Genomic DNA, 19607 nt, shown 5'->3' with positions numbered 1-19607 from the left:
CTGGCTCATGAGTGCCTCTCTACTGTGACTGTGAACTCGCCAGCAGCCGGCGGTGCCGCCACGACGTGGAGTTCATTGGTCAGCGTTTCCGCCTTGATGAGTGCTGCGTTGGATGTCAGTGCGTCCACCAGTTCCGGTGCCGCACCCAGGGTGGTGACGATGCGGTCGCTGATGTGCAGGTCGGCGTCGCGGCGGGCCTGCTGGATGGCTCGGATGGCGTCCCGTGCAGCACCCTCGGCGGCGAGCTCAGGGGTGACCACGGTGTCGAGCACCAGGAAACCGCCACCGGGCAGGACCGTGACAGCCTTGCCCGCGTTGTCGCCGTCGTCTGACACCACCGTTTCGAGCGTGTATTCGTGAGGTTCGAGGGCCAGGTCTCCGGCGGTTACAGCGCCATCGGCGCCAACCGACCAGTCGCCGGACTTCGCTGCCTTGATGGCAGCCTGGACGTTCTTGCCCAGCCGCGGGCCGGCGGCCCTGGCGTTCACCACAAGCTTCTGCACAATCCCGAATTCTTCAGGCGAGGCGTCGGCGGCGTCGATCAGCCGGACCTTCTTGATGTTCAGCTCATCGGCGATGATCCCCTGGTACTGGCCGTCCAGGTTCCCGGCTGACGGAGCCACCACGGTGAGGTTGGCGAGCGGCAAGCGGACCCGCAGGTTCGCTGCCTTCCGCAGGCTGGATCCGGTGGAGCAGATCTGGCGGGTGCGTTCCATCCGTTCGACCAGATCAGGTGCCTCGGGGAAGGCCGATGCCTCGGGCCAGTCGGTGAGGTGCACCGAGCGTCCGCCGGTCAGTCCGCGCCAGATTTCCTCGGTGACGAGGGGCAGCAGCGGCGCTGCCGCCCGGCAGACCGCCTCAAGGCAGGTGTAGAGCACGTCGAAGGCGTCGGTGTCCTCGTCGAAGAACCGCTGCCGGCTCCGGCGGACATACCAGTTGGTCAGGGTGTCCAGGTAGCGGCGCAGGGTCTCGCAGGCGTCGCTGATGTTGAAGGCATCGAGGGACGCCGTCATGTCCCGCACCAGGTTTCCGGTGTAGGCGAGGATGTAGCGGTCAACCGGCTCGGCGAGGCGTTCCGCCTGCTCTGGGCCGACCGTCTTCGCTTCGTATCCGGTGCCGCCAGCGGCGGCGTTCGTGTAGAGGCTAAAGAAGTGCCAGACGTTCCAGAGCGGTAGGATGACCTGCCGGACGCCGTCGCGGATGCCCTGCTCGGTGACGATCAGGTTGCCGCCGCGCAGCACCGGGGAGGACATGAGGAACCAACGCATCGCATCGGCGCCGTCACGGTCCAGGACCTCGGTGACGTCCGGGTAGTTGCCCAGGCTCTTCGATGCCTTCTGCCCGTCGTCGCCCAGGACGATGCCGTGGCTGATGACGTTCCGGAAGGCCGGCCGGTCAAAAAGGGCCGTGGAGAGGACGTGCAGCATGTAGAACCAGCCGCGGGTCTGCCCGATGTACTCGACGATGAAGTCAGCCGGGTTGTGCGACTCGAACCAGTCCTGGTTCTCCATCGGGTAGTGCACCTGGGCGAACGGCATGGAGCCGGAGTCGAACCAGACGTCCAGGACGTCCTCGACCCGGCGCATGGTGGACTGACCCTCCGCCGGGGTGCGGGGGTCGTCGGGGTTGGGCCGGGTCAGCTCGTCGATGAACGGGCGGTGCAGGTCCGGCTCCCCGGCCTTGTTCAGGGGCAGCCGACCGAAGTCGGCCTGGATCTCGGCGAGTGAGCCGTACACGTCGGTGCGCGGGTACGCGGGGTCGTCGGACTGCCAGACCGGGATGGGGCTCCCCCAGTACCGGTTCCGGCTGATCGACCAGTCCCGGGCATTGGCGAGCCACTTGCCGAACTGTCCGTCCTTCACGTTCTCGGGGATCCAGTTGATGCCCTGGTTCAGGTCCACCATCCGGTCCTTGATCTTGGTGACCTCAACAAACCAGGACGACACGGCGCGGTAGATCAGCGGGTTGCGGCACCGCCAGCAGTGCGGGTAGCTGTGCACGTAACTGGCCTGGCGGACCAGTCGACCGCTGTCTTTCAGCACCCGGGTGATGGGCTTGTTGGCGTCGAAGACCTGCAGGCCTACGATGTCGGCGAGGGGCCCGTGCCCGTACATCGGCAGGAAGCGCGCACCTTCATCGACGGAGAGGATGACCTGGATCCCGGCCTCCTCGCAGATCTTCTGGTCCTCCTCGCCGTAGGCGGGCGACTGGTGCACGATGCCGGTGCCGTCGGTGGTGGTGACGTAGTCGGCGACGAGGAAGCGGAAGGCGTTGCGGTAGCCGCCCTGCTCAGGGTCGGCGAGGTAATCCCACAGCGGTTCGTAAGACAGATCGGCAAGCTCGGCGCCCTGCAGGGAACGCTCGACGGCGGCGGTCGCCTCCTTCGCTGAGGTGTAGCCGAGGTCCTTGGCGTAGTTGCCCAGCAGGTCGGCAGCGATGAGGAACCGGCGGTCGTCGTCGGCGAGCGACTCCCCGGCGGGCACCACAGAGTAGGTGATATCAGGCCCGACGGCGAGGGCCGCGTTGGTGGGCAGGGTCCAGGGCGTGGTGGTCCAGGCGAGGGCCTGCACGCCGGCGAGCTCCTGGGACAGCGCTGTGGAACCGGCGAGGATGGGGAACGTCACCGTGACGGTCTGGTCCTGGCGGTCCTGATAGACGTCGTCGTCCATCCGCAGCTCGTGGTTCGACAGCGGCGTTTCGTCGTTCCAGCAGTAGGGCAGGACCCGGTAGCCGTTGTAGGTGAGCCCTTTGTCGTACAGGTTTTTGAATGCCCAGATGACCGATTCCATATAGTCGACGTTGAGCGTCTTGTAGTCGTTGTCGAAGTCCACCCAGCGGGCCTGGCGGGTGACGTAGTCCTGCCACTCCCGCGCGTACTTCATCACCGAGGACCGGCAGGCGTCGTTGAACTTGTCGATGCCCATGGCTTCGATCTGCGTCTTGTCGCTCATGCCGAGCTGCTTCATGGCCTCAAGCTCGGCGGGCAGCCCGTGGGTGTCCCACCCGAACCGGCGCTCGACCCGGTGGCCGCGCTGCGTCTGGTAGCGGCCCACCAGGTCCTTGGCGTAGCCAGTCAACAGGTGCCCGTAGTGGGGCAGCCCGTTGGCGAAGGGAGGTCCATCGTAGAAGACGAACTCGTTGGAGCCGTTCTCGCCATCGGGGAGGTCCGCGCTGCGAGCGTCGATTGATGCCTGGAAGGTGCCATCGGCGTCCCAATACTTGAGGATGCGCTCCTCGATCTCCGGGAAGCGGGGGGACGCGGAAGAGGAAACTGAAGCGTCAGCGGCACTGTCAAGGCTGGTGGCCTTGGGGTAGATCTGTGGCATGTTGTTCATCCTGTAGGCAAGGTGTGGTTCAGTTACCTGCGAGGACGTGTTCAACGGCTAGCCCATCCTGCAACCAGCACGCCCAACCCGCGGTACCACCTCACTTGCCGCCAGCGAGAAGTATCCTCGCGGCTGCCACTTCGTGACCGCTGTGACGGGCTTACCCGTCCGGTTCTACTGACCCGCCGTGCATCTGACCTGGTTAGCTGCCAGGTGCGCGGAGGGTGTTCTTCCGGAAGCTCACCGGTGATGGCCGGGTCAAAGCTGCTGTCAGTAGTCTAACCGATTTGTCCTACTGTTTCCGGATCACCTTGTGGGCTGCGGCCTGCGCCAGCGGCCGGACCACAATCTCGTCGAGGTTCACATGGTGGGGCACTGTGACGGCGTAGGCGACGATATCGGCGACATCCTCGCTGGTCAGCGGCTTCTCGACGCCGTCGTACACCTTTGATGCGGCGTCAGCGCTGCCCAGCCGGTTGAGGGAGAACTCCTCGGTGTGCACCATTCCGGGGAGTACCTCGATGACGCGGACGCCGTGCTCGGCCTCTTCCAGCCGGAGCGCACGGGTCATGGCGCGCTGGCCCGCCTTGGCAGCGTTGTAGCCGGCACCGCCCTCGTAGGAGACCATGCCGGCGGTGGAGGTCAGATTGAGGACCGTCCCGCCCCCGGCCTGCGCCCTGAGCATGGGAAGGAACGCTCGGGTCATCTTCATGGTGCCCACGACATTCGCCTGGTACATCCACTCCCAGTCGGCGGTCTTCGCGTCGACCATCCGGTCGGCTCCACGCGCTCCGCCGGCAATGTTGACGAGCGTATCGGCGCCGCCGGCGTCGGCGACGGCCCCGAGGAGGCGCTCGACGTCGTCGTCGGCGGTGATATCGGTGGGGACAGCGATCGCCCCGGTCTCCGCAGCGAGTTCCTCGAGTCTGTCGGCGCGGCGGGCTACAGCGAACACCCGCCACCCCTGGGCTGCAAGGAGACGGACGGTCGCCTGGCCAATGCCGGTGCTCGCACCGGTGACAACTGCTGCGCGCTGCGTGGGGGTCGTTGGTGTGGAAGTCATGGATCCAACTTATCGTGAAACAATTGCCGGTATGGCTGAACACACTCCGGGCACAGACACGCCCGCAACAGTAAATGTCCCTGACAAACCGGTTCTCGAGGGTCTCGAGTCCCGGCTCGCCGCACAGTGGCGGGCGGATGGCACCTACACCTTCGACCCCGAAACCTCCCGGGCGGAGGTGTATTCGATTGATACTCCCCCGCCGACGGCATCCGGCTCCCTGCACGTGGGACACATGTTCTCCTACACCCAGACCGACGTCGTCGCCCGGTATCAGCGGATGCGCGGCAAGAACGTGTTCTACCCGATGGGCTGGGACGACAATGGCCTGCCCACCGAACGCCGCGTCCAGAACTACTACGGGGTCCGCTGCGACCCGTCCGTCCCCTACGACGCGAGCTACACTCCCCCCGCCGAGCCTCCGAAGAACCAGCGCGACTTCGATGCCGTTTCCCGCCGGAACTTCATCGAGCTGTGCGAGGAACTTGCCGTCCAGGATGAGCTGGTCTTCGAGAACCTGTTCAGCACCCTGGGCCTCTCAGTCGACTGGAACCTCACCTACCGCACCATTGACGACACTTCACGGGCCGTCAGCCAGCGGGCTTTCCTCGACAACCTGGCAGCCGGCGACGCGTATCTTGCCGAAGCACCCACCCTCTGGGATGTCACCTTCCGCACCGCCGTGGCGCAGGCGGAACTGGAAGACCGGGAGCAGCCGGGGGCCTACCACCGCATCGCCTTCCATACCCCTGACGGGGAGAAGGTCTTCATCGAATCGACCCGCCCCGAGTTGCTTCCCGCCTGCGTGGCGCTGGTGGCCAACCCCGACGACGAGCGGTACCAGCACCTGTTCGGCACCACCGTCACGTCGCCGCTGTTCGACGTCGAGGTGGAAATCAAGGCGCACCCCCTGGCGAAGCCCGACAAGGGCACCGGCATCGCGATGATCTGTACGTTCGGTGACCTCACTGACGTTATCTGGTGGCGGGAACTGCAGTTGCCGACCCGCGCGATCGTAGGCCGCGACGGGCGCATCCGGTCGGAGACCCCTGAGTGGATCAGCACCGAGAAGGCGGAGGAAAACTACTCGACGATCGCCGGAAAGACAGTCTTCAGCGCCAAAGAGGGTGTTGTCACACTGCTCCGCGCCAGCGGTGAACTGGAAGGTGAGCCGAAGAAGGTGGTCCACCCGGTCAACTTCTACGAGAAGGGCGACAAGCCCCTTGAGGTAGTCACGAGCCGCCAGTGGTACCTCCGCAACGGTGGCAGGGACGAGGCCAAGCGCGAGAAACTGATCCAGCGCGGTCGGGAGATCGATTTCCACCCCGCGTTCATGCGGTCGCGGTACGAGAACTGGATCGAAGGACTCAACGGCGACTGGCTGGTCTCCCGGCAGCGCTTCTTCGGCGTACCGATTCCCGTCTGGTACCGCCTGGACGCCGATGGCGAGCCTGACTACGAGTCCCCCATCGTGCCCCCGCACGAATCCCTGCCCGTGGATCCCGCGGCAGAGCCTGCCCCGGGCTATGAGGAAGGCGCCCGCAACCAGCCGGGCGGGTTCGTCGGAGAGAACGACGTGCTGGACACCTGGGCCACCTCGTCACTGACCCCACAGATTGTGGGCGGCTGGCCGAAGAACCCCGACCTTTTTGCCAAGGTCTTCCCCTTCGACCTCCGCCCCCAGGGCCACGACATCATCAGGACCTGGCTGTTCTCCAGCGCCGTCCGCGCCGACTCGCTGCAGGATTCGGCGCCGTGGCGCCACGCGGCACTGTCCGGCTGGATCCTCGATCCGGACCGCAAGAAGATGTCCAAGTCCAAGGGCAACGTGGTGGTCCCCACCGACATACTCGAGGAGTTCGGCGCAGACGCCGTCAGATACTGGGCCGCCTCGGCCAAACTGGGTGCGGATACGGCCTACGAGATCGCTCAGATGAAGATCGGGCGCAGGTTGGCCATCAAGCTGCTGAACGCGTCGAAGTTTGTGCTGAACCTCGGTGCCACTGAGCACACGGTCCTGACCGATGACACCTCGGTGGTTACGAACCAGCTGGACCTGTCCCTCCTGGCCCAGCTTGCTCAGGTGATCGATGCGTCGACTGCCGCGTTCGAGAAGTACGACTACGCCCGGGCACTGCAGCTGAGCGAGACGTTCTTCTGGTCCTTCACCGACGATTACGTGGAGCTGATCAAGGACCGCGCCTACGGTGCGGCCGGTGAGGCCGAGCAGGCTTCGGTGCTCGCCACGTTGGCGACGACGCTTGACGCGATGCTGCGGATGTTCGCTCCGTTCCTGCCCTTCGCCACTGAAGAGGTGTGGAGCTGGTGGCGCACCGGTTCGGTCCACCGGACCCAATGGCCGACGTCGGCACATCTCGCCGGGACCATCCGCACCGCCGACACCGGTGTCCTTGGCACCGTTGCACTGGCTCTCGGTGGCATCCGACGGTCGAAGTCCGAGGCAAAGGTGAAGCAGCGCACCGAGGTCCTCAGCGCCGTCGTGAATGGCTCGGCGGCGCAGTTGCGTCAGCTCAATGCCGGGCTTAACGACCTCCTCGCCGCAGGCAACGTGCGCGAGTTGCGGATGGCTGAGGCCGAAGGTGAGCTCTCGGTGTTCGAGGTAGAGCTGGCCCCCGTCGAGGTAGTTTAGCCAAGAAAAGCGGAGAGGGCCCCGCAGACCGATTGGTCTGCGGGGCCTCTGACGGCTAGCGGAGGCTACTCATCGCGGCGATGTCCTGATATGCAACATGCTGAACGCACTTCTGGTGTGCCTCCTACCTGTAGCCCACCTGTAGCGTGCGTGCGTCACGGTTGGCAGCGAGATCGCCAGGTCGAAGCCGAACTGGATTCACGGATAGACGAGGGGACGCCACCCCGGGCGTGGTTGAACTCGGTTTGCCTGGCTGGGCCACCGCCCTGACTTCCCCACTTCGTGGCCGGCGCAGCATTGCATCAATCCGTGCCCTCAGCTCGCTTGGGCTGAACGGCTTGGTCAGATAGTCGTCGGCTCCTGAGTGAAGTGCGGTCAAAATATCCGTCTCCTCCGCCAGGCTGCTGACCATCGCCACGTAACAGTGGCTGAATTCGCGCATGCGCCGGAGTACTTCGTATCCATCGATGTCCGGGAGCTCCACGCTGAGAGTGACCAGCACCGGCGTATTGCTGCGGACCAGCTCCACGCCCTGACGCCCCGTCGGCGACGGATGGACGTCGAATCCGGCGAGGGTCAGCATCGCCGTGATGGCTTCGCGGGTCTCCGGGTCATGGTCGATGACGACGGCTGTGCGCTGTTCGAGGCTGATTTCCGGGGCCACGGGTTTCGCTTCCGGGTTTCCCGCGCACGGGATGGGTATCACTTCCGGTTTTCCCGCGCGCGGGTATGACTGTAGTTGCATGGTGGCGCCTTCGTTGTTCGGTAGCCCGGCTGACCGCGTGGGTCCCGTGGCTTTGCGTCCCCGGTTCGCACCGGGTTTGCCGTTATCGATGAGCGGACGGCTCTCGAGTTGACGCCGTATTCTCTGACCGTGCACCGAAAGCGCTTGGTCAGATGTTGGCGGTGGGCCTTTCACCAGGTCCGGTAGTCATCCTGCGAAAAGGACGACTACCGGAAAAGGATTCGGGCCCGCATATCACGTGTCTACATTGCTGGGACTGGGCCCAAGGCGGCGCCCCGGCGTAGACCGGTCGGGGCGCCGGTTTTCACTGGCGAAGAGGTTTTCTGATCAGTCGAAGGAGGGGCTCTGAGTTCGTGAGCGCTTCAGCTCGAAGAACTCGGGGAACTCGGCGAGCATGACCGCGCCGTCGAAGATGCGTCCAGCGTCCTCGCCGCGGGGAATGCGGGTGAGAACCGGCCCAAAGAACGCGGTGCCGTTGAACGCAACCACCGGGGTTCCGACCTCGTCGCCGACCCGGTCAATCCCGTCCTGGTGTGACGCACGAAGCTGGGTGTCGTATTCGTCGCTGGTGGCATAGGCGGCCAACTCGGCCGGAAGCCCTACTTCCTCAAGCGACTCGCTGATCACGGCGTCGAAATCCTTGTTCTGGCCCTGGTGGATCCGGGTGCCCATGGCGTCATAGAGCTTCTTGATGTTGTCGCTGCCGTGAAGTTCCGCTGCGGCGATGATGACGCGCACCGGACCGTAGGCCTTCTTCATGAACTCCTGGTATTCCTCGGGGAGGTCCCGACCGTCGTTCAGAACGGCGAGGCTCATGACGTGCCAGTCCACCTTGATGCTGCGGACCTTCTCCACTTCCTCAATCCAACGGGAGGTAATCCAGGCGAACGGGCAGGCGGGATCAAACCAGAAATCAGCTTTCTGGACTCCATCTTGGGGTGCGGCAGTCGCTTCAGTCATGTACATCTCCTTGCGGTTGGTGTGCAGGCCGATCAGGCTCTGCCTAGTACAACCGGACCGGACACCTACCTATTCCACGGGTCTGGTGCGTGCGTGGAGCTAAGCCGACTTGTTACGCCGTTTCGCGACAACATCGTGCGAAATCAGCGTTGGCTCGGCTTTCTTGCTCACCACATCCTCGGTAATGACTACCGTGGCAATGTCGTCCCGGCTGGGCAAATCGAACATCACCGGCTGGAGGACTTCCTCCATGATGGCCCGCAACCCGCGTGCGCCGGTACCCCGCTCCAGAGCCTGGTTGGCGATTGCCTCCAGGGCCTTCGGTTCGAAGGTGAGCTCAACGCCGTCGAGCAGGAACATCTTCTGGAACTGTTTGATCAGCGCGTTCTTGGGCTCGGTGAGGATCTGCATCAGCGACTTCTGGTCCAGACTGGTGACCGTGGTGATCACGGGAAGGCGTCCGATGAACTCGGGGATCAAACCGAACTTCAGCAGGTCCTCGGGCATCACGTCCCCGTAGCTGGCTTCTTCACTCTTCAGCGAGCTCAGCGGAGCACCGAACCCGATACCCTTGCGTCCTGCCCGGGAGCCGATGATTTCCTCCAGGCCCGCGAAAGCCCCCGCCACAATGAACAGCACGTTGGTGGTGTCAATCTGGATGAATTCCTGGTGCGGGTGCTTGCGGCCGCCCTGAGGAGGTACAGAAGCGACGGTACCCTCAAGGATCTTCAGGAGCGCCTGCTGCACTCCCTCACCGGAAACGTCTCGGGTGATGGAGGGGTTCTCACTCTTGCGGGAGATCTTGTCGATCTCATCGATGTAGATGATGCCCTGTTCGGCTTTTTTGACGTCGTAGTCAGCGGCCTGGATGAGCTTCAGGAGGATGTTCTCGACGTCCTCGCCCACGTAACCGGCTTCGGTCAGGGCTGTCGCGTCGGCGACGGCGAAGGGCACGTTCAGCCGTCGGGCGAGGGTCTGGGCCAGGTAGGTCTTACCGCAGCCGGTGGGACCGATCAGCAGGATGTTCGATTTGGCAATCTCCACGTCCTCGGTGGGCACCGCGTCGGAAAGGTTTCCGGTGCTCCGTGGGGTGTGGCCGGACTGGATCCGCTTGTAGTGGTTGTAGACGGCGACGGCGAGGGAGCGTTTCGCTGGTTCCTGACCGATGACGTATTCCTGCAGGAAGTCAAAGATCTCACGTGGCTTGGGGAGTTCGAAGGTGCCCAGGTCAGCGACCTCGGAGAGTTCTTCCTCGATGATTTCGTTGCATAGGTCAATGCATTCATCGCAGATGTAGACGCCAGGTCCGGCAATGAGCTTCCGGACCTGCTTCTGGCTTTTCCCACAGAAAGAGCACTTAAGCAGATCTGTGCTCTCACCAATGCGAGCCATGTGTCAGTCCCCTTACGTGGATCTGTTGAATAGACAGCGGGTTCTCCGGGCAGGCCCGGTCGCGCTACCTTCGAGTCTAGGACAATCAGGGCGGGTAATCAGCACAAAAAGGCCCGTGGTGCGATTGTGTCGCATCACGGGCCCGGTCCCGGAGAGGGACGTTATGGCTTGTTGATCTTCGGAGGGGTCATCTTGCGGGAGGTAAGGACCTCGTCCACCAGACCGTACGCTTTCGCGTCGGCGGCGGTGAGAATCTTGTCCCGCTCGATGTCGATGTTCACCTGTTCGGAGCTCTTGCCACTATGCAGTGCCAGGGTGTCCTCGAGCCAGGTGCGCATGCGCATAACCTCGTTGGCCTGGATTTCCAGGTCAGAGGCCTGCCCGCCCTGGCCTCCGCCGAGCGCTGGCTGGTGGATCAGCACGCGGGCGTTGGGTAGGGCCAGCCGCTTGCCGGGAGCACCGGCTGCCAGCAGGACGGCTGCCGCGCTGGCTGCCTGGCCGAGGCAGACGGTCTGGATCTCGGGCCGGATGAACTGCATGGTGTCGTAGATCGCCGTCATGGCGGTGAAGGATCCACCCGGGGAGTTGATGTACAGGGTGATATCGCGCTCTGGGTCGGTGGACTCGAGGACCAGCAGCTGGGCCATGACGTCATCAGCTGATGCGTCGTCGACCTGCACGCCGAGGAAGATGATGCGGTCCTCGAAGAGCTTGGTGTAGGGGTCCTGGCGCTTGAACCCGTAGGGGGTGCGTTCCTCGAACTGGGGCAGAACGTAGCGGTTGGACGGCATCTGGGGTGCGGCGCCGCCTGCTGCGGCTCCAAAATTGTGGTTCATGGTCTCTCCTGAGGTGGTCTCTGCTGTGGTCGGTAGGGGCAGGCCGCAGCGGGTTAGTCGCGCTGCGTGCCGCCGCCGCCGGATACCGTGTTGGCGTGTGCAGCGATCTTGTCGAAGAAGCCGTACTCGAGACCCTCCTGGGCAGTGAACCACTTATCGCGGTCGTTGTCCTTGAGGATCTTCTCGACGGTCTGGCCGGTCTGCTCGGCGGTCAGCTCAGCCATCACACGCTTCATGTGGAGGATCAGTTCAGCCTGGATCCGGATGTCGGAGGCGGTGCCACCGATTCCGCCTGACGGCTGGTGCATCAGGACCCGGGCGTGAGGGGTCGCGTACCGCTTGCCCTTGGTGCCCGAGGAGAGGAGGAACTGTCCCATCGATGCGGCAAGCCCGGTGGCGACGGTGACGACGTCGTTGGGGATGAACTGCATCGTGTCGTAGATCGCCATGCCTGCGGTGACGGACCCGCCCGGCGAGTTGATGTACAGGAAGATGTCCTTGTCGGGGTCTTCGGCGGACAGAAGCAGCAGCTGCGAGCAGATGGCATTGGCGTTGTCATCCCGGACCTCGGAGCCGAGCCAGATGATGCGCTCCTTCAGGAGCCGGTTATAGATGTAGTCGTCCCGGCCTGCGGGGTCTACGGTTGCCATGGTCGGTGTGGTGGGTTCGATTGCCATTGGAAGTTAGCCTCTCACTCTGGTTGGTCTGCCGAGTGTCGACAGCCGACCGTTTGTCTCTCATTGGACAGTAACTTGTTTCGGGTCCCGTTTGATCCCGGCGCGGAGGCTGTTCGCTGACGGCGCACGATTGCGGCGGGCAACGGGCTTTAACGGCTGAGGGCCGCTTCCCGGCAGGGAAACGGCCCTCAGACACGCACGTTTGGTTAGGCCTTGGCGGACTCTTCGTCGGCTGCTGGCTTGGCCTTGGCGGCGGTCTTCTTGGGTGCTGCCTTCTTGGCCGCGGGCGCCTTGACGGCAGCGGTCTTCGCTGCCGGCTTCTTCTCGGCTGCTGGCTTCTTTTCAGCTGCTGGCTTCTTTTCAGCTGCTGGCTTCTTCTCGGCTGCTGGCTTTTTCGCTGCTGGCTTCTTGGCTGCTGGCTTCTTCTCGGCGGGGGCCTCGGACGACGCCTGGGATGGAGCGTCCTCTGCCTCGTCGCCGGGGCGGACGAAGTCACTCAGGTCAACGACCGAGCCGGAGCTGTCCTTGACGACTGCGAGTTCGAGGACCTTCGCCAGTGCCTTGCGGCGACGGACCTCTCCAACAATCATCGGAACCTGGCCGCTCTGGTCCAGCATCTGGGCGAACTGGTTCGGCTCCATGCCGTACTGGCCTGCGGTCGACACGATGTAGTCGATCAGCTCGGGCTGGCTGACACCGATTTCTTCCTTCTCGGCAATCGCGTCCAGGATCATTTCGTTGCGGAACGCCTGCTCGGTGTTCTCGCGGATCTCGGTGCGGTGCTCTTCGGTGTCGTGACCCTCAGCGTTGGCGTGGGCGTTCTCGCCGGAGAAGTGCTGCTCCAGCTGGTCTTCGATGAATGCGGCAGGAACGGGAACCTCGATCAGCTCTATGAGCTTCTCCAGCACCAGGTCGCGTGCCTCGACGCCCTGCTCGGTGACTTTTTCCTCGGCTGCGCGCTTGGTCAGGTCAGCGCGCAGTTCGGCGATGGTGTCGAACTCGCTGGCCAGCTGGGCGAAATCGTCGTTGGCTTCAGGAAGCTCGCGTTCCTTGACTGCCTTGACCTCTACCTTGACCTGCGCGTTGGCGCCGGCGTTGTCGCCGCGGGCCAGGGTGGTCTCGAAGATGGCGTCTTCGTCGGCGCTGAGTCCGGTGACGGCCTCGTCCATGCCTTCAAGCATGGTGCCGGACCCGATCTGGTAGGACACGTCCTGGGCGGCGTCGACCTGCTCACCGTCGACGGTGGCCACCAGGTTCAGGGTGAGGAAGTCGCCGTCGGCCGCGGGACGGTCCACGGCGGTGAGGGTACCGAACCGGCCGCGAAGCTCATCCAGGGCCTTGTCGACGTCGGCGTCGGAAGCCTCGGCAGCTTCGACGGTTACTTCGAGACCCGAGTACTCGGGAAGGGTGATCTCCGGGCGGACATCCAGCTCGACAGTGAAGAGGAGCTGTCCGTCCTTGGCAGCGGGATCGGGAACTTCAGTGATCTCAACCTCAGGGCGGGTCAGGGGACGGATTCCCGTTTCCTGGACAGCGCTCTGGTAAAAGTCATTCAGACCGTCGTTGATGGCGGTTTCGATGACATAGCCGCGGCCCACACGCTGGTCAATCAGCTGGTTGGGAACACGGCCTTTGCGGAAGCCAGGAACCTGGACCTGCGCGGAGATGGTCTTGTAAGCCGCATCGATGTTCGGCTTGAGCTCCTCGAAAGGAACCTCAACATTGAGCTTCACTCGCGTGGGAGTGAGGTTTTCGACAGCGCTCTTCACGGCGTAGTACTCCTGAATGATTGAAGATGAATGACCACACGGCGTCCGTGGAATTACCGGAACGGCATCCGCGGCGATAATGCAGAGTCGGGGTGACAGGAGTTGAACCTGCGACTTCCTGCTCCCAAAGCAGGCGCTCTACCAAGCTGAGCTACACCCCGTAAGTGCAGTCATCACTCTACGGAACTTTTGCCCCAGTTGCACATTTGGCTAAATGGCCCTGCCTGTGGTGTAGTTATAGGCGTTCCGACGGCCTGAGCAAGCCAAGATGTTAGTGTTTTGCTCGGGTTTTAGGGGATGTAGCTTAGTGGTAAAGCCTCAGTCTTCCAAACTGATGATGCGGGTTCGATTCCCGTCATCCCCTCCAAATAGCACTCTTCATGACAGCGAAAAGGCACCCTGCCTCACGGTGGGTGCCTTTGTCGTTAACCGGCCGGCTGCGGCAGTAACCGGCAGGCCGCGGCTAGGGAGCCTGGCATCGGGGACACCAGTAGAGTTTGCGCGCGGCCAGGTCCGCCAATGCCACCGGGGTCCCGCACCGCCGGCAGGGCAGCCCGGCGCGTCCGTAGACGTAGTGCGCGTCCTCACGCTTCACCCGCGTTGCTTTCGAACTGCGATCACCGGCCAGGGTGGTGATGATCCGACCGTCGCGCACCCCGTCGCGCATGATCTGCCCGATGTCCTGCCACAGTGCTGACGCCTCCGCAGCACTAACTGACTTCCCGGGGAGCCTGGGGTTGAGGTTTCGCCTGAAGAGGGCTTCCGCCCGGTAGATGTTCCCCACCCCGGCGATCACCGCCTGGTTCATCAGCAGCAGTCCCAGCGGGCTCGCGCTCTTGCGCACCCCGGCGGTGAAGCGGGCGACGTCGTCCCCGCTGGTGTCGTTGTGCAGCGGGTCGGGTCCCAGCCGGTCGACGACGGCATCGCGTTCCGGGCCGGTGATGACCTCGCACGCTGTGGGACCGCGCAGATCCGCCCAGCCGGCATCGCTGGCCAGGCGCAGCCGGACCGCTCCCACGGGGTCCGGGGGCCCGCTGTATGCAGCGTCGGCTGTGCCGTCGAGTTCCCGTTCTCCGACCCTGCGCGGCGCGCCGATGCTGGAGGCGCCCATGAAGGAGCGGTCCCCGCCGAAGCTCCACGCCCCGTACAGGCCCAGGTGCACCCGCAGGAAGATCGGCGGGGTGGGACTGTCGTCTGGGGCGTCCGCAAACTCGACGAACAGCTGTTTGCCGTGAGCGTCCGCGCCGATCAGGACCCGCCCGTTCAGTCCTGCCGCGCCGGCAGCGAACCGGCCCTGCGGGCTTGACGCCGCCAGACGCTTGCCGCCGAAGACCGACGACAGCTGTGACGCCAGCCGGTGGATCGAATGACCTTCAGGCATCCGGCGCTACCCGCTGACGCTGCCGGTGGTCTCGTAGGCAGCGATCTGCCCGATCCGGCGGACATGGCGCTCTGCTTCGCTGAACGGCTCGGCGAGGAACGCCTCGATGATGCGGGTTGCCTCGTCAACCGAGTGCTGCCGTCCCCCTACGGCCACCACGTTGGCGTCGTTGTGCTGGCGGGCCAGCTTAGCGGTATCCAGATTCCAGGCCAGCGCGGCACGCACGCCGCGTACCTTGTTGGCAGCCATCTGCTCCCCATTGCCGGATCCACCCAGCACAATCCCCAACGCATCGCGCCCCGCCTGCTGGTCGATGACCACTGCCTGTGCGGCGTTGATGCAGAATCCGGGGTAGTCGTCCTCGGCGTCGTAGGCCTGCGGTCCGTGATCGATGACTTCGTGGCCGGAGTGGCGCAGGTGGTCGATCAGGTGGGCGCTGAGCTCCATGCCAGCGTGGTCAGTGGCGATATGAACGCGCATGAAAAATCCGTTCCGAATGTGGTGGGTGGTTGGAGTCAAGGGTACTTGTTCGCCGGGTGTGCGTGATGGTCGCCGCTGGTGAAAGAATGACTGTGCTGCGTAAGCTGCATCACAGAACACGCCCTTCATCCCCAGGGCTTTCCCACATGTTTCCCGAAAGGCTCCACCTTGCCAGGCATGAATCTGACCCGCGACGAGGCACGAGCCCGTGCCGAACTGCTCTCCGTCACCTCCTATGACATCAATCTGGACCTCACCCGCGGGGACACCGTCTTTGAGTCGCGTACCGTCGTTCGGTTTACGGGCACCCAGGGCGCCTCGACCTTCATCGACGCGGTGACCAAGGACGTGTCACAGGTGACGCTGAACGGCGTCGACCTCGACCCTGCGAAGGTTTCCGACGGGGTGCGCATCCAGCTACCCAGCCTCGCTGTGACAAACGAACTGGTGATCGTCGCCGAGATGCAATACATGAACACTGGCGAGGGCCTGCACCGCTTCGTCGACCCGGTAGACAATGAGGTCTACCTGTACACCCAGTTCGAGGTGCCCGATTCGCGGCGGGTCTTCCCGGTCTTCGAGCAGCCCGATCTGAAGGCAACCTTCCGTTTCACCGTCACGGCGCCGTCACACTGGGACGTCATCTCCAATTCGCCCACCCCCGAGCCCGTAACCGCCGGGTCGGCTGATGATGGCGGAGCGAAGTCCACCTGGTCCTTCGAACCGACCGGCGTGCTGTCCTCCTACGTGACGGCCCTGATCGCCGGCCCGTACCAGTCCGTGCGCAGCGAGCTCACCAGCTCGGACGGCCGTGTTATCCCCCTGGGCGTCTTCGCCCGGAAGTCCCTGATGCAGCACCTCGACGCGGAGAACGTCTTCGACCTGACCCGGCAGGGCTTCACCTTCTTCGAGGACCAGTTCGGAACGCCCTACCCCTTCCCCAAGTACGACCAGCTCTTTGTCCCCGAGTTCAACGCCGGGGCGATGGAGAACGCCGGAGCGGTCACATTCGTTGAGAGTTACGTCTTCAGGTCCCGGGTCACTGACGCCACAGTCGAGCGCCGCGCGATCACCATCCTGCACGAGCTCGCCCACATGTGGTTTGGCGACCTGGTGACCATGCGGTGGTGGAACGACCTCTGGCTGAACGAATCCTTCGCCGAGTTCATGTCCACGCTCGCCGCCGCCGAGGCAACCGAGTTCACACAGTCGTGGACCACCTTCGCGTCACTGGAAAAGGCCTGGGCCTACCGCCAGGACCAGCTCCCGTCCACCCACCCGATCGTCGCCGAGATCAACGACCTCGAAGACGTCCAGGTCAACTTCGACGGCATCACCTATGCAAAGGGCGCCTCGGTGCTCAAGCAGCTGGTGGCCTGGGTGGGCCAGGACAAGTTCATGGAGGGGGTCAGGGAGTACTTCGGGAAGCATTCCTGGAAGAACACCGAACTGGTGGACCTCCTGTCCGAGCTGGAGGCAGCCAGCGGCCGGGACCTGAAGGAATGGTCGGCCCTGTGGCTGGAGACTGCCGGAGTCAACACCCTCCGCCCCGAAATCGGGACCGACGACGACGGCGTCATCACCAGTTTCGCTGTGCTCCAGTCGGCAGTGGCCGACTACCCCACCATCCGGCCCCACCGCCTGGCGATCGGGTTCTACAACCTGGATGGTGCAGGGAAGCTGCAGCGCACCGATCGGGTGGAGCTCGACGTCGACGGTGAACGCACCGACGTGGCGGAGTTGGTAGGTCGGAATCGTCCGGACCTGGTGCTGCTGAACGACGACGATCTTGCCTACGCGAAGATCCGCCTGGACGAGGCGTCCCTGGCGACCGCTACCCGTCACCTGAAGGACTTCAACGACTCACTCCCCCGCACGCTGGTCTGGGCGTCGGCCTGGGACGCGGCGCGGGATGGGGAAACCCCGGCACGCAACTATGTTGAGCTGATCCTTCAGAACATTGCCTCCGAGTCCGACTCGTCGGTGGTGTTGGTGCTGTTGCGCCAGCTGGCGACCACGCTCGCGTTCTACGTCAACCCCGGTGACCGCCTGGCGATGACTGTCGCGGCGGCGGAGAGCCTCTGGGAGCTGGCGCGCGGAGCAGTTGCCGGATCGGATTCGCAGTTGCAGTTTGTCAAGGCATTCGCGGGCCATGCGCAGACCGACACCCACCTGGACACCGTGGAGGCCATCTTCACCGGTTCGCTGGTCCCCGAGGGGCTGGAAATCGATGCGGATCTCCGCTGGGAACTCGTCACCTCGCTGGTGGCGGGCGGCCGGTTCGGTCAGGCCGAAATCGACTCGGAGCAGGAGCGCGACGCGACGGCGACAGGCCAGCTCGCAGCTGCGCAGGCCAAGGCGGCCATCCCGACGGCGGAGGCCAAGGCGGACGCGTGGCGCAGCATCGTCGAACGGTCCGATATGCCCAACGCTGCGCAGCGCTCGGCGATCACCGGGTTCATGCGGGTCCACGACCCTGCGGTCCTGGCCCCTTACGTGGACAAGTACTTCGCCGCAGCACCGGAGGTGTGGGCCAGCCGTACCCACGAGATTGCCCAGCAGATCATTGTGGGACTGTACCCATCGAGGCTGACCACCCAGGACACCCTGGATAAATCGGCGGCGTTCCTGTCAACGCTTGATGCCGAAAGTACCTCGCTGCGACGGCTGGTGGTGGAGAGCCAGGACGGGATTGCCAGGGCCCTGAAAGCGCAGGCAGTCGACCGGTAGAAACCGGTGGGTTCGGGTGTAGTTTTGAGCCATGAACCTCTCCGAGCACCACTATCGGGTCACTACCAAATGGACAGGTAACCGTGGCGAAGGCACTCTCTCCTACCGCGGTTACGGTCGGGAACACGAGGTCTCGGCCAAGGGTCCGCCGTTGCTCCTGGGCACGGCGGACCCCACGTTTCATGGGGACAAGGACCGGTGGAACCCGGAGCAGCTGCTCCTGGCCGCTCTGTCCCAGTGCCACATGCTCGCGTACCTCCACATGGCGGTGAAACACGGTCTGGTGGTGACGGCATACGAGGACACGGCGGTAGGAACCATGCGCCTGAACCCTGATGGCAGCGGTGAGTTCCTCAGCGTCACCCTCAAACCGCGGGTGACCATCACCGACCACTTGCTGAAGTACACGGCACAGTCCATCCACCGCGAGGCCGCCGCGTCCTGTTTCATTGCGCGGTCGGTCAACTTTCCGGTCAATCACGAGCCTGTGGTGATGATCGCCGAGGACGCCCAGCAGCACGCCTAGAGTGGTGGCAGTCCGGACGTTATGTGTCCGGGAGCTCCGCGAGCAGCCGCTCTTCCGTGCCCGCGGTCAGCCCCGACTTCCGCTCGCGGTCGAGCCCCCGCCGTCGTTCATCCTCCAACACCCGTTGGATCGTCTCCTCCACCGACCGCTGGGACAGCCCCTCGGCAAGGGCAGCCTCGCCCGATCGGGAGGCGAACCCGTCATAACCTTCGGGCAACCAGTGGGGCAGGGAGTCAGTGCCAGCCCAGTAGGCGACGCCGTGCTCCAGGAGCCAGCCCGGCTCCACCCACCGCAGAGCCGCCTCAAAGCCCACCACGGAGACCGTCCGGTCGATGAGATCCCCGAACCCGGTCGACGGGCCAACCGTGTTGAACACACCGGTCAGGCCCCGGGCGGCAGCCGTGAGGAGCCATCCGGCAAGGTCGTCCACGTCGATGGTCTGGGTCCAACGATCACGGATGGCCGGGACGATGACCGTTCCCCCGCGGGCCAGACGGCCCGGCCAGTAGCCGAACCGGTCGCTGGGGTCGCCCGGGCCGCAGATCAGTCCGGGGCGGGCAATCAGCGCACCGTTACGGCGGTACCTGTGGCATAGCTCCTCACAGGCCACCTTTGCCTCGCCGTACGACTCGCCGGGTGCGGGGGTGTCGCCGTCGTACGCGGGAAGGAGAGGAGCGCTCTCGTCGGCACCGGGCGCTGAATTGTCGGCGTACACGGAACAGCTTGAGACATAGATCCAGAGGCCGGCTCTGGCACCCAGAGACCGCAGGGCATCCTCGACCTGATGGGGCTGCCATGACACTTCGACCACCACGTCCCAGTCCCGCTCCACTCCGGCATACGGCGTGGCCCCGTCCCGGTCAGCCTGGACGAGATTGGCACCCGGCGGCGGCATGGACACGGAGCCACGGGCCAGGCACGTGACCTCATGCCCCAACTCGAGAGCACGTTCGGCAATTCGCCGGGAGAGAAATACGGTTCCGCCGAGGATCAGGATGCGCATCCGCCCAGCCTACGGCGCTAGCCTAGGAGCAGACACCCTTTCCGCCGCGCGCGGAGAGCCCCCTGAGCC

The 19607-nt window shown here is 64.3% G+C and carries 14 protein-coding genes, 2 tRNA genes and 1 riboswitch; of the genes, 4 read left to right on the top strand and 12 right to left on the bottom strand.

The genetic code is table 11. The annotated features are described in order from the left end of the window. Window positions 1–5: 5 nt before the first annotated feature. On the bottom strand, window positions 6–3335 hold the full coding sequence (gene ileS, locus HMI58_RS10935) for an isoleucine--tRNA ligase (protein WP_171619737.1): 3330 nt from the start codon (window positions 3333–3335) through the stop codon (window positions 6–8). 283 nt (window positions 3336–3618) lie between these two features. Beyond that, on the bottom strand, window positions 3619–4389 hold the full coding sequence (locus HMI58_RS10930) for an SDR family oxidoreductase (RefSeq protein WP_171587073.1): 771 nt from the start codon (window positions 4387–4389) through the stop codon (window positions 3619–3621). A gap of 31 nt (window positions 4390–4420) precedes the next feature. Here HMI58_RS10930 and valS point away from each other — a divergent pair, with 31 nt between their 5' ends. Continuing rightward, a complete protein-coding gene (gene valS, locus HMI58_RS10925; RefSeq protein WP_171619735.1) occupies window positions 4421–7039 on the top strand; it encodes a valine--tRNA ligase in 2619 nt (872 codons plus the stop codon). A gap of 124 nt (window positions 7040–7163) precedes the next feature. On the opposite strand, the gene HMI58_RS10920 is transcribed toward valS, so the two are convergent. The 7 genes from HMI58_RS10920 to HMI58_RS10890 all read right to left on the bottom strand — a co-directional run bounded on the left by HMI58_RS10920 (window position 7164) and on the right by HMI58_RS10890 (window position 13579). Next, window positions 7164–7784: a response regulator transcription factor gene (locus HMI58_RS10920; RefSeq protein WP_171619733.1), complete on the bottom strand. Its 621-nt coding sequence runs from the start codon at window positions 7782–7784 to the stop codon at window positions 7164–7166. A gap of 16 nt (window positions 7785–7800) precedes the next feature. Next, window positions 7801–7875, bottom strand: a riboswitch (cyclic di-GMP riboswitch). Between the two features lie 236 nt (window positions 7876–8111). After that, window positions 8112–8744, bottom strand: a complete 633-nt coding sequence (locus HMI58_RS10915; protein ID WP_171587070.1) for a DsbA family protein — start codon at window positions 8742–8744, stop codon at window positions 8112–8114. Window positions 8745–8843: 99 nt separating this feature from the next. Beyond that, a complete protein-coding gene (clpX, locus tag HMI58_RS10910; protein WP_171587069.1) occupies window positions 8844–10136 on the bottom strand; it encodes an ATP-dependent Clp protease ATP-binding subunit ClpX in 1293 nt (430 codons plus the stop codon). A 161-nt stretch (window positions 10137–10297) separates the two neighbouring features. Continuing rightward, on the bottom strand, window positions 10298–10972 hold the full coding sequence (locus HMI58_RS10905) for an ATP-dependent Clp protease proteolytic subunit (RefSeq protein ID WP_171587068.1): 675 nt from the start codon (window positions 10970–10972) through the stop codon (window positions 10298–10300). Window positions 10973–11025: 53 nt separating this feature from the next. Beyond that, window positions 11026–11622, bottom strand: coding sequence for an ATP-dependent Clp protease proteolytic subunit (locus HMI58_RS10900; protein WP_024475965.1), 597 nt, complete (start codon window positions 11620–11622; stop codon window positions 11026–11028). A gap of 233 nt (window positions 11623–11855) precedes the next feature. Next, window positions 11856–13418, bottom strand: a complete 1563-nt coding sequence (gene tig / locus HMI58_RS10895) for a trigger factor (RefSeq protein WP_171619731.1) — start codon at window positions 13416–13418, stop codon at window positions 11856–11858. A gap of 87 nt (window positions 13419–13505) precedes the next feature. Then, window positions 13506–13579 (bottom strand) — tRNA-Pro (locus tag HMI58_RS10890). A gap of 132 nt (window positions 13580–13711) precedes the next feature. Between HMI58_RS10890 and HMI58_RS10885 the strand changes: the two genes are divergently transcribed. Continuing rightward, a tRNA-Gly gene (locus HMI58_RS10885) sits at window positions 13712–13785 on the top strand. Between the two features lie 96 nt (window positions 13786–13881). Here the strand turns inward: HMI58_RS10885 and HMI58_RS10880 are convergent. Continuing rightward, entirely contained in the window at window positions 13882–14799 is a 918-nt protein-coding gene (locus HMI58_RS10880) for an Fpg/Nei family DNA glycosylase (protein WP_171619729.1), read from the bottom strand. A 6-nt stretch (window positions 14800–14805) separates the two neighbouring features. Continuing rightward, window positions 14806–15279: a ribose-5-phosphate isomerase gene (locus HMI58_RS10875; protein WP_171619727.1), complete on the bottom strand. Its 474-nt coding sequence runs from the start codon at window positions 15277–15279 to the stop codon at window positions 14806–14808. Between the two features lie 177 nt (window positions 15280–15456). Between HMI58_RS10875 and pepN the strand changes: the two genes are divergently transcribed. After that, window positions 15457–18009, top strand: coding sequence for an aminopeptidase N (gene pepN, locus HMI58_RS10870; protein ID WP_171619725.1), 2553 nt, complete (start codon window positions 15457–15459; stop codon window positions 18007–18009). A 31-nt stretch (window positions 18010–18040) separates the two neighbouring features. Next, window positions 18041–18535 (top strand): OsmC family protein, encoded by a 495-nt coding sequence (locus HMI58_RS10865; protein WP_171619723.1) that lies wholly within the window; start codon window positions 18041–18043, stop codon window positions 18533–18535. Between the two features lie 19 nt (window positions 18536–18554). Here HMI58_RS10865 and HMI58_RS10860 read toward each other — a convergent pair whose 3' ends face one another. Continuing rightward, complete coding sequence (locus tag HMI58_RS10860) at window positions 18555–19538, bottom strand: NAD-dependent epimerase/dehydratase family protein (RefSeq protein WP_171619721.1); 984 nt, start codon at window positions 19536–19538, stop codon at window positions 18555–18557. Window positions 19539–19607 lie beyond the last annotated feature (69 nt).

Origin of the sequence: Arthrobacter sp. 147(2020), from assembly GCF_013116715.1 — a bacterium.
In the GTDB taxonomy this organism is placed as follows: Bacteria; Actinomycetota; Actinomycetes; order Actinomycetales; family Micrococcaceae; genus Arthrobacter_D.
Note: the sequence above shows the minus strand (reverse complement) of the source record. Positions and strands in the feature narration are given on the sequence as shown.

Excerpts from the sequence above, each read along its gene's own strand:
- ileS (WP_171619737.1), bottom strand. The coding sequence starts at position 3,335 with ATGAACAACATGCCACAGATCTACCCCAAGGCCACCAGCCTTGACAGT.
- clpX (WP_171587069.1), bottom strand. The coding sequence starts at position 10,136 with ATGGCTCGCATTGGTGAGAGCACAGATCTGCTTAAGTGCTCTTTCTGT.
- HMI58_RS10900 (WP_024475965.1), bottom strand. The coding sequence starts at position 11,622 with ATGGCAACCGTAGACCCCGCAGGCCGGGACGACTACATCTATAACCGG.
- HMI58_RS10865 (WP_171619723.1), top strand. The coding sequence starts at position 18,041 with ATGAACCTCTCCGAGCACCACTATCGGGTCACTACCAAATGGACAGGT.
- HMI58_RS10930 (WP_171587073.1), bottom strand. The coding sequence starts at position 4,389 with ATGACTTCCACACCAACGACCCCCACGCAGCGCGCAGCAGTTGTCACC.
- HMI58_RS10875 (WP_171619727.1), bottom strand. The coding sequence starts at position 15,279 with ATGCGCGTTCATATCGCCACTGACCACGCTGGCATGGAGCTCAGCGCC.
- HMI58_RS10905 (WP_171587068.1), bottom strand. The coding sequence starts at position 10,972 with ATGAACCACAATTTTGGAGCCGCAGCAGGCGGCGCCGCACCCCAGATG.
- valS (WP_171619735.1), top strand. The coding sequence starts at position 4,421 with ATGGCTGAACACACTCCGGGCACAGACACGCCCGCAACAGTAAATGTC.
- HMI58_RS10915 (WP_171587070.1), bottom strand. The coding sequence starts at position 8,744 with ATGACTGAAGCGACTGCCGCACCCCAAGATGGAGTCCAGAAAGCTGAT.
- HMI58_RS10860 (WP_171619721.1), bottom strand. The coding sequence starts at position 19,538 with ATGCGCATCCTGATCCTCGGCGGAACCGTATTTCTCTCCCGGCGAATT.
- HMI58_RS10880 (WP_171619729.1), bottom strand. The coding sequence starts at position 14,799 with ATGCCTGAAGGTCATTCGATCCACCGGCTGGCGTCACAGCTGTCGTCG.
- pepN (WP_171619725.1), top strand. The coding sequence starts at position 15,457 with ATGAATCTGACCCGCGACGAGGCACGAGCCCGTGCCGAACTGCTCTCC.
- HMI58_RS10920 (WP_171619733.1), bottom strand. The coding sequence starts at position 7,784 with ATGCAACTACAGTCATACCCGCGCGCGGGAAAACCGGAAGTGATACCC.